4 protein-coding genes are annotated in these 4,165 nt (G+C 30.8%); all 4 read left to right on the top strand.

The window, feature by feature from the left end; all coding sequences use genetic code 11:
- Positions 1-262: 262 nt before the first annotated feature.
- Positions 263-1,231, top strand: a complete 969-nt coding sequence (locus tag ACESM9_RS14750) for a hypothetical protein (protein WP_373000399.1) — start codon at positions 263-265, stop codon at positions 1,229-1,231.
- Between the two features lie 132 nt (positions 1,232-1,363).
- Positions 1,364-2,722 (top strand): hypothetical protein, encoded by a 1,359-nt coding sequence (locus tag ACESM9_RS14745; RefSeq protein ID WP_373000396.1) that lies wholly within the window; start codon positions 1,364-1,366, stop codon positions 2,720-2,722.
- Positions 2,703-3,734, top strand: coding sequence for a hypothetical protein (locus ACESM9_RS14740; protein WP_373000393.1), 1,032 nt, complete (start codon positions 2,703-2,705; stop codon positions 3,732-3,734). The genes ACESM9_RS14745 and ACESM9_RS14740 overlap by 20 nt, the downstream gene beginning before the upstream one ends.
- A gap of 32 nt (positions 3,735-3,766) precedes the next feature.
- Positions 3,767-4,129 carry a type II toxin-antitoxin system RnlB family antitoxin gene (locus ACESM9_RS14735; protein WP_373000390.1) on the top strand — a complete coding sequence of 121 codons (363 nt, stop codon included), beginning with the start codon at positions 3,767-3,769 and terminating at the stop codon, positions 4,127-4,129.
- The last annotated feature ends 36 nt before the right edge of the window (positions 4,130-4,165 follow it).

Raw genomic sequence — 4,165 nt, 5'->3', positions numbered from 1 at the left:
GTAGAAATTCTTCGCAAGTGGCTTAAGATGACTAAAAAGACGAATTATATCCCATATTATGAAAAATTATTCTATATTATAAATATTTATGATAAAATGATACAAAAAAGTTATACGCTTATATTGTTAGATTAATGTTTAATATGTGTTTCTTCATAAGTATATAAGTATGACGTAATTTAACTAATTTCTATAATTGGAAATTGTCATATGTATTCTGATTAGGTTAATAATGGGTAATTAATAAAAGGAATGATTTATTATGGAAATGAAATATACAGTATTAGAAAACGGTCTTGACTTTGTACTTCACTCAATAAATGACTTAACGATTGCCAATGAAGACACAACGGATGAATATGCGAAAAAACGATTAATAAAGTATTCTTTATTGCATATATCATCTGGAATTGAGCTTGTATTAAAATCTCGTCTGTTTAAAGAACACTGGACTTACGTTTTCGCAGATATGAATAAAGCCAAAAAGGAACTATTGGTAAGTGGAGATTTTCAGAGCGTTGATAATGATACATTGTTTGCTCGACTTGAAAATCTATGCAGCATCAAAATTGAACAGCATGATATTCTAACATTAAAGAACCTTCGTAAACGAAGGAATCGTGCAGAACACTTCGATTTTAATGAATCGATTTTATCTATAGAGAGTTCAATTCATAAGAGTATATCCATTCTTATTAGACTTCTTGTAGAGAACTATGATGTGGATGATTTTTGTGATGAAGAAAGCACTTTATTTGCTAAAATAAAGGATACCATGAGAAAACTCACCAAACATTATGAAGACGCAAAGGTAATAGCGCAGAAAATATTAGAGCAAGCAGGATTAAGCAAGGATGCTGTCATCTGCCCGGAGTGTCAGGAATCTTTCTTGCTTAGATATGATAATGTCAAATGCTATTTCTGCGGCTATGAGGACACTGGAGAATCAGCAGCCGATAACTATATTTTCAATATTATTGGTATCGATGAATATTGTACTGTGAAAGATGGGGGTGAATATCCCTTATACGAGTGTCCCCAATGTGGAAAAGAAACGTTTGTGCTAGATTCAGAAAATGAAAGAGCATTATGCTTTTCCTGTGATTTTGATTGTAGTGTTGAAGAAGTTGAGTTTTGCAGTAGTTGTGGCACTCTCTTTTACGAGTCTGACGAAGAAGGTATAGGTATATGTGCAAATTGTATCGAGTACAAACTTGGCGAAGATGACTAATAATCATAAAATCAACAACATGTGGGGTTGAAAAGACTTTATGCTAGTCTTTTTAGTAATAGTAAATTAGATATACAAAACACAACTAACATTTTGGTTGCTCTTTGTTATTGGATAGGAGGACATTTACATTTGGACGATATAGTGAAAGATAAAGAGATTGAATATACCAGAGAAAATGCTAAAGCTGAATTTGCAAATGGTAATTATCCTCTTGCTAAAACTATATTTGAAACTCTTTGGGATAATTCAAGTAAGAATGATGTCTATTTGCTTTATGATTATGGTCAGGCGCTAAGAAAAGTAAAAGAAAGTATAACTTTTGTTGAAATATGCAGAGAATTAAATGGCAACCAAAACATAATGTTAAACAAATGGATTATTTCTACGTTATGTTGGTGTTTATATGATTGCTATATTAAGAATTATTCTGTCGCCGACAAGGATGGGTTTGATGATTTTATAAAAAGAGCAGAATACATTAAAAATAATTGCATACAGATGAACGCGAATGAACATTATAAAACTCCATATGTTCTGACAATAAAAAAAGTCGTAAAAATATATAACGAAAGGGCTTCAAAAAATTTTAAAGAGATAATAAAGTGGTTATCATATTTAGACCCTGATATACTTTCGGAAGAGGTTTTTAACTTTCAAGATGAAGCTGGTAAAGATAGAGAGCTAGCTTCACCAAAAGAATTTTATTATCAACACATGGCTAAAGCCCTCGAAAAAATAGAAAAATTCGAAGAATGCATAACAATCTGTGAAACAGCTTTTAAACAAATAACTAAATTTCATTATAGAAATGATACATGGCTAAAGGCAAGAATGTATTACAGCAAATGTATGATACAAGAAGATATTGAGAATGCAATTGAAGAATATAAAGCATTGGCATATAAAGAAAATTACTGGTTCATATATCATAAATTATCTCTAATATGTTGGCGTTTTAACAAACTGTCAGATGCCTTGTTGTATGCAAGTAAAGCATATATATGCAGATTTGAACATGAGAAAATGGTTAATCTTATGTTAGATACTGCACTCTTGTGGCAGGCAACAGGGAACAATGCGAACGCAAAATTGTTTTTTCAAGCGAGTGCTTTTTATAGGGAACGACAAGGGTGGCCTGTTCCGGAAGAACTGCAATATGCGATAAGTGTACTTGAAATTGACATTGAAGAAAAACCAAATATTAGAGCAATTCAGCACGTTTCCAATGATTATATCGCAACTATTGAAGGTAAAACTGATAAATTTAAAGGTAAGATTGAAAATATACTGCCACACGGAGGTGCAGGGTTTATAAAACCAAGGCATGGTGGTTCAAATATCTATTTTAATATGAAAGGTGTTCTAGGGAAAAGAATACTGTCAAAAGGTGATATTGTAGAATATGAAGTGTATGAAGGTAAAGATGGAAAAATGCGAGCAATCAAAATAACGAAAAGGAGTGAAAAAAATGACCGAAATACATATTAACAAAGACGACATTAAATCAATTGTAGAATCATATACAAGAGAAAACAGCACGTTTGTTATTAAGTCGTTTATTGATAATGATAGTCAAAAAAAATGTCAATGTTTTATTAATGGTAAAGAATGTAAGATTATTTTTTACATCAAAAAGAATTCCGTAAGAATACTACCAGTAGGAAAAAATATTGATGAATCAAATCTGTTAATTGGATTTATTAAATCAAAAGGGTTTTCAACAGATGTTGCAGTGAATCAATTTGTCTTTCCATGTACCAAAACTGTAATTGATGAACTCGTAGAATATGTTAAAGATGAGTGTAATGGAATAGTAACTTGTTCACAAAATGGAAACTTATATAAGTTTATTGGTTATAATGGGGATGTGTTAACGTTTACCTTCTATCCTCAAACAAATAAAGCTATGATACAAGGTAAGCCTTTTCATGCATATAGTATTGTTTTATCTTATTTGTCTGGTTTACCAGAGTTTTCATTTGATCAAATTGTTGATATAAACAATGCTTTTGCTGAAATGAACACCCCAAGTGATTCAATAAGAAATGAAATGCAAAGTAAATTGGGGAAAGCATATTTATATTTGGATGAGGCTTTATTAAAATCTATATCTGGGTCGCTTACTTTACTGAAACAAAAATCCAGTAGCGAGGATTACACTGGTTGCGTTACAGGGGAGTTTAAAGCATTAGAAGGTTATTTGAAAAAGATTTTATCACAAAAGTATAACTACAGATTAGAAAAGAAAAATACATTTAATATGTTTCATAGAGATAAGGGGACCCCAAGTAAAATTGATCTTGACGTAAGAATACATGAAGATGAAAAAAAAGAATTGAATAAGCTTTATGCTATGTATTCAAACAAAAGAAATGTTTATTTGCATTCTACAGTGGATCCATCCCAAACAAGGATAATTGAAACGTTAAAAGAAGCCCAAGACTTATCAGATGAGATATTGCAAACAATAAATGATTCATATCAAATTATTTTTAAATAGACATTTGTAAATATCTTTGCGAGGAGGGTATTATGCAAGAATATGAAATATTTGAGTTTGATGATGATGTTAATGAAAAAATGGTGTTAATTACAAGCACTGAGGATTTATACTACTTGCAAAATGATATATACGATGATATTTCAAAAACAAATGGCGAAAAATTTACAATATTAGTAGATTTATTTTTACGCAATGGATTTTCATTTAACAGATTTGTTTCTTTGAATTATAAAGGGAAAGATCGGTGCCGAAGTTTTATTGTTAATCCAAGAGAGGTTTCAGAGGAAATAAAGCTAAGAGTAAGAAGTTATTTAAAGACAAATACAGAGCTTCTTAACAATAGTGCTTTGACAAGAAGTGCAATAAATTTTGTGACAACAGGGAAAACATAACATATCTAACGCATAATTTCTTCGTAGCCTTTCCCA

This window comes from Lutispora sp. (assembly GCF_041687175.1).
Classification (GTDB): Bacteria; Bacillota; Clostridia; order Lutisporales; family Lutisporaceae; genus Lutispora.
This window is presented reverse-complemented; position numbering and strand designations above follow the sequence as displayed.